The organism is bacterium (assembly GCA_040757115.1).
Lineage (GTDB): Bacteria > UBA9089 > CG2-30-40-21 > CG2-30-40-21 > SBAY01 > JBFLXS01.
The window spans coordinates 1-4,833 of record JBFLYA010000276.1 but is presented as its reverse complement, the minus strand read 5'-3'; the positions used below and the strand labels follow the sequence as shown (position 1 = coordinate 4,833).

Genomic DNA, 4,833 nt, shown 5'->3' with positions numbered 1-4,833 from the left:
CGATTATGCCAGCAGCAAAGACAGGTCCGATGCCCTGAATAGACAAAAGAGTGTGTTCAATTCCAGAAATCTCTTTGGCGATAGATTGATCTATTTTTTTAAGTTGAGCTTCCATAGTGCGAATATTACTGGATATTATGACAGGGACATCCTAAAAAGTCAAGTGGAAAGATGTGGATAGTGACGCAATTGACGCTCATGTGGATAAGTTGATGGACAGCAGAGTTGTCCACAACTTACCCACAATCGCTTGGATAAGTCTTTGAGTTATCCACAATTGCTTGGATAACTCCTTTGGAGTTACCCACACTCTCCACATCACTACCAGTACTAATAATTAATTTTTTAATTTTATTTTCAACCCCCAACCCCCAATCGTGGGGGATTTAATAAGGAATTAAGATTGTGGCATTCAAAATGACCAACAATATATATTATACGAGGAGGATGAAAATCGGGCATAGAGATTAGAGATTGGAGATTAGAGATTAGCAAGAGTGCAGGTTCTAATTCTCTAATCTCTAATTAACTATTTTCAGGAGAACGCTCATGAACCGTGGGTTCACAAATGAGGATGAAAATAGTAGGTAGGAGATAGAAGGTGGAAGGTAAGGAGATAGGCGTGAGGAGTGATGTTTTCCTTACTTTCTACTTTCTACTCTCTACTTTCTACTTCCTTATTTTCAGGAGAATCCCCCATTTCACTGACCCATTACTCCTACTTTTGATTTATCCTTGACATCTAAACTGAAATATAGTAGAATAATAGAAGCATTAATGTATCAGTTAGAAGAGTTATTCAAACAGGGAACAAAGGAGTTAGGAATTGCTTTAAATGATGCTCAACTAAAATTGTTCTCTATTTATTTAAAGATAATTAAAGACTATAATCAGAAGGTTAATATTACAGGAATTAAGACTTCTGATGGTATTATTGTGAATCATTTTCTTGATTCATTAACTTGCGCCCTGGGATTTTGTCCGATTAATGAGATGAAGATAATCGATGTAGGAACTGGAGCAGGATTTCCAGGGATACCTTTAAAGATTTGTTACCCGCAAGTCAATTTGATTTTATTAGATTCAAAGGGAAAATATGTCGAATTCCTTTATCAACTTAAAAATCACCTGGGGATAAAATTCGAGATTTTACAGGGTAGAGCCGAAGAATTTGGGAATAAAGAAGAATATCGCCAAAGATATGATTTAGTAGTATCAAGAGCAGTTGCTAAATTAAATACATTAGTGGAATATACATTGCCTTTTTTAAAAATAGGAGGGCTATTCATCTCCCAGAAAGGAAGTTTTCTACAAGATGAATTAATCTATGCACAAAAGGCGATAGATATTTTAGGGGGAAGGATTAAAGAACAAAAACGGATAACCTTGCCCATTGTTCATCAAGAGAGGAATTTAGTCATTATAGAAAAGATAAAACCAACACCTGTAGAGTATCCCCGAAGAGTAGGTGTGCCAGAGAGAAAACCAATAACTTAATTTTGAATAGGACTTCACGAAATTGTAACTATTCACCGCAGAGACGCGGAGACACAGAGAAAAAATTAAAATCTATTGGCTATACGCTTAATTCCATCTCTTAGAACAGAAACATTAAAATTGATCAATAAACTTATCCTTTTATTCATCATTTTTAGATAGGTTAAAAGTTGAGCTTCGTGAATCGGAAGTAGTTGCTCGACTGCTTTTAATTCTACGATAACTTTTTCTTCAACTAAAAGATCTATCCGGTATCCACAATCTAATTTAAATCCTTTTTTCTCTGTTCCTCTGCGTCTCTGCGGTGAATAGTTACACGAAATTAAAAATGGGTAACCAATTACCAATAATCAGGAGGATAATGTTATGGGTAGAATAATTACTATTGCCAATCAGAAAGGAGGGGTAGGAAAAACAACAACCGCGATAAATCTCGCCGCCTGCCTTGCAATGTTAGGTCAACATTGCCTCCTTATTGACATGGATCCTCAGGCGAATACCACAAGTGGATTAGGATTTGATAAACATAAGTGTAACCCAAATGTTTATGAGGTGTTAATTGGAAAAGAGCCAATTACGAAGGCTATCTGTAAGACAGAATTAGAACATTTGGATTTAGTTCCGGCGAATGTAACTTTAACTGGCGCTGAAATTGAATTAGTCAATATCGAAGGCCGTGAATTAAAATTAAAAGAGGCGATTGCAGAAATCAAGGATAATTATCAATATCTTTTTATTGATACGCCACCTTCATTAGGATTACTGACATTAAATTCCCTTGTTTCGGCGGATACGGTTCTAATTCCTATTCAATGTGAATATTACGCCTTAGAAGGATTAGGACAACTTTTAGGGACAATTACCCTGGTTCAAAATAGACTTAATTCTAAACTCGCTATTGAAGGAATACTTTTGACTATGTTTGATGCCCGGACTAATCTTTCACAACAAATTACCGCTGAAATTAGAAAGTGTTTTACGAGTAAGGTATATCAAACGGTTATCCCGTGCAATGTTAGACTTTCAGAATCACCGAGTTTTGGTAAGCCAATTATTCTTTATGAGATTAATTCTACAGGTGCCGAGGCGTATATAAATTTAGCTCGAGAAATAATTAAGAAAGAGGTAGAAAGCAGGTAAAAGGAACCAGTTATCCCCACCAGTTAGTTAATCGTCTGAGGGCATCCCTTTTTTCTGTTTCACCAATTTTAGCCGCAGAGATTGCTTGATGGAGAATGTGAATTGAGATATCATAAGTGGCTTTATTGACGGGATATGGATGTCCGTCTTTTCCACCATGGGCAAAGCTGTATCTTACCGGGTCGCGAAAGCTGGCTGGCGTGCCATAAATTAATTCGGAAATTAGAGTTAATGCCCGGATAGTCTTTGCTCCTACACCTTTTATCCCTAATAGTTGCTCAAAATTTGCTGGTTGTGCCTCGTAGGTGGTCAAAAGAATCTTATTTAATTTAGAGGAATTTATGTCCTTAAGCCAAACTTGATGATGGGATGGCAAATTTAAGTTTTGTAGTTTTTTTAAATCAAAAATGACTTTATCTGGCATTTCTTTAGCGATAAAAGTAGTTGCCTCTCTTGCCTTTTGGCTTTCAATCGCCACCATATTTAACACCTTAGATTTGTTATCACAGCAGATAGCGGTATGTGGTTCGCAGACAAAATCTCTCATCTCATCACTTAACCAGTGATACCGTCTGGCATAGCGGTTACTCTCATTCATCCCTTGTTGAACAACACACCATAAACCTGTTTTAGTAAAGATAAAAACATGATGATAAAGTTGATAGCCATCTTGTAAAGCGGCACTATCAACCTTCGCCGCCATTTTGCTGGCATAGATTAATTTATTGGGGTTTATAATTAATTCTGTTCCTTTTGATTCGATTTCGGTAGGGGTTTTTCGTGAAGCCGCCCCTTTTCCACCCGCAATAAATAGCCCTAATTCGTGCTCTAATCCTTTAATTCCTTCTTTTAATGCCCCGCAAACCGTCGTGGTCAAACCACTTGAATGCCAGTCAAACCCTAATACACAACCAAACGCCTGAAACCAAAATGGGTCAGATAATTTCCGCAATAGTTCTTCTGTCCCAAATTCACTCACCACCCAGATAGCAATTTCACGCGATAACCTTTTCATTCGTTGAAAAAGCCAGGCAGGTGCTTTGCCATAATGCAGTGGTAAATTAGCAATTCCTGTCCGCATTTAACCACCTCTTTCCAGATATTTTTGGGCAGAAAAGGCGGCAGATGCACCATCTCCACAGGCAGTAATTATCTGACGCAAAGATTTCTTCCGACAATCACCACAGGCAAAAATTCCCTCATTTGATGTTTTCATCCCTTCATCAGTAATAATGTATCCTTCCTCATCTAATTCTATGATTCCTTTAAGAAAGGCAGTGTTAGGGATAAGTCCAACAAAGATAAAAACGCCATCACAAAATATCTTTGATTCTTGCTGGGTTGTGGTATTTTTTACCTTGATTGCTTCTACATTTTCGTTGCCTGATATTTCAACCACGACTGAGTTCCAGAGAAAATCTACTTTTTCATGTTTTGATATTCTTTCCTGGAGGATTTTTGTTGCCCGCAAGGTATCTCTTCGATGAATCAAGGTAACTTTTTTGCCAAATCTGGTCAAAAATAGTGCCTCTTCTACGGCGGTATCGCCGCCGCCAACTACGACTATATCTTTATTTTTAAAGAGCGCGCCATCGCAGGTGGCACAATAAGATACTCCTTTCCCGCGAAATTTTACCTCACCAGGCACATTTAATTCTTTAGGCCTTGCACCAGTGGCAATAATTAAACATCGGCAATCATATACTTTATCTCCCACTTCTACTCGCCAGGTGTTATCTACGCTATGAATACCTCGGACATCCCCAATTGTAGATTCTAATCCGAATATTTCTACCTGTTTTCTAAACCTTTCTATTAATTCAAAACCGCCAATTCCTTCAGGAAAGCCCGGGTAATTTTCGATAAAGGCGGTAGTTACTGCTTGAGAGGGTAGGGTATAACTTTCAATCAATAAGGTTTTAAGCCTTGCCCGGCTCGTATATAATCCTGCAGTCAAGCCTGCAGGACCACCACCAATAATAACAACATCATACATAGATATTTACCTCATATTCTTTTTTTCGCCAAAGTCAATTCAGAAACTTGTAAGCGTTCAGGTGGTGTAACAAAAGGAGATATGGAGATTAAGGAGATAGGGAGATATTATTAAAAAAATTGAAATTAATAGAAACTAATAGAAATTTATGGAAATTTGTTGTTTTCCACAATCAATTTCTACCTATTTCTATAAATTTC

At 37.4% G+C, this 4,833-nt stretch carries 5 protein-coding genes and 1 pseudogene; 3 read left to right on the top strand and 3 right to left on the bottom strand.

Annotation, left to right across the window (positions count from 1 at the left end; all coding sequences use genetic code 11):
• Positions 1–601 precede the first annotated feature (601 nt).
• Both AB1422_16915 and rsmG read left to right on the top strand, forming a co-directional pair.
• Positions 602–739 carry a hypothetical protein gene (locus AB1422_16915; protein MEW6620987.1) on the top strand — a complete coding sequence of 46 codons (138 nt, stop codon included), beginning with the start codon at positions 602–604 and terminating at the stop codon, positions 737–739.
• A gap of 38 nt (positions 740–777) precedes the next feature.
• Positions 778–1,497: a 16S rRNA (guanine(527)-N(7))-methyltransferase RsmG gene (rsmG, locus tag AB1422_16910; GenBank protein ID MEW6620986.1), complete on the top strand. Its 720-nt coding sequence runs from the start codon at positions 778–780 to the stop codon at positions 1,495–1,497.
• Between the two features lie 65 nt (positions 1,498–1,562).
• On the opposite strand, the pseudogene AB1422_16905 reads toward rsmG, so the two are convergent.
• A pseudogene (locus tag AB1422_16905) lies at positions 1,563–1,775 on the bottom strand (GxxExxY protein).
• Between the two features lie 88 nt (positions 1,776–1,863).
• Here AB1422_16905 and AB1422_16900 point away from each other — a divergent pair.
• Complete coding sequence (locus tag AB1422_16900; protein MEW6620985.1) at positions 1,864–2,637, top strand: AAA family ATPase; 774 nt, start codon at positions 1,864–1,866, stop codon at positions 2,635–2,637.
• Positions 2,638–2,647: 10 nt separating this feature from the next.
• Here AB1422_16900 and AB1422_16895 read toward each other — a convergent pair whose 3' ends face one another.
• Positions 2,648–3,718, bottom strand: coding sequence for a DUF763 domain-containing protein (locus AB1422_16895; GenBank protein ID MEW6620984.1), 1,071 nt, complete (start codon positions 3,716–3,718; stop codon positions 2,648–2,650).
• The gene (trxB, locus tag AB1422_16890; GenBank protein MEW6620983.1) at positions 3,719–4,633 is read right to left on the bottom strand and encodes a thioredoxin-disulfide reductase; all 915 of its coding nucleotides are present in this window, start codon (positions 4,631–4,633) and stop codon (positions 3,719–3,721) included.
• Positions 4,634–4,833: the final 200 nt, after the last annotated feature.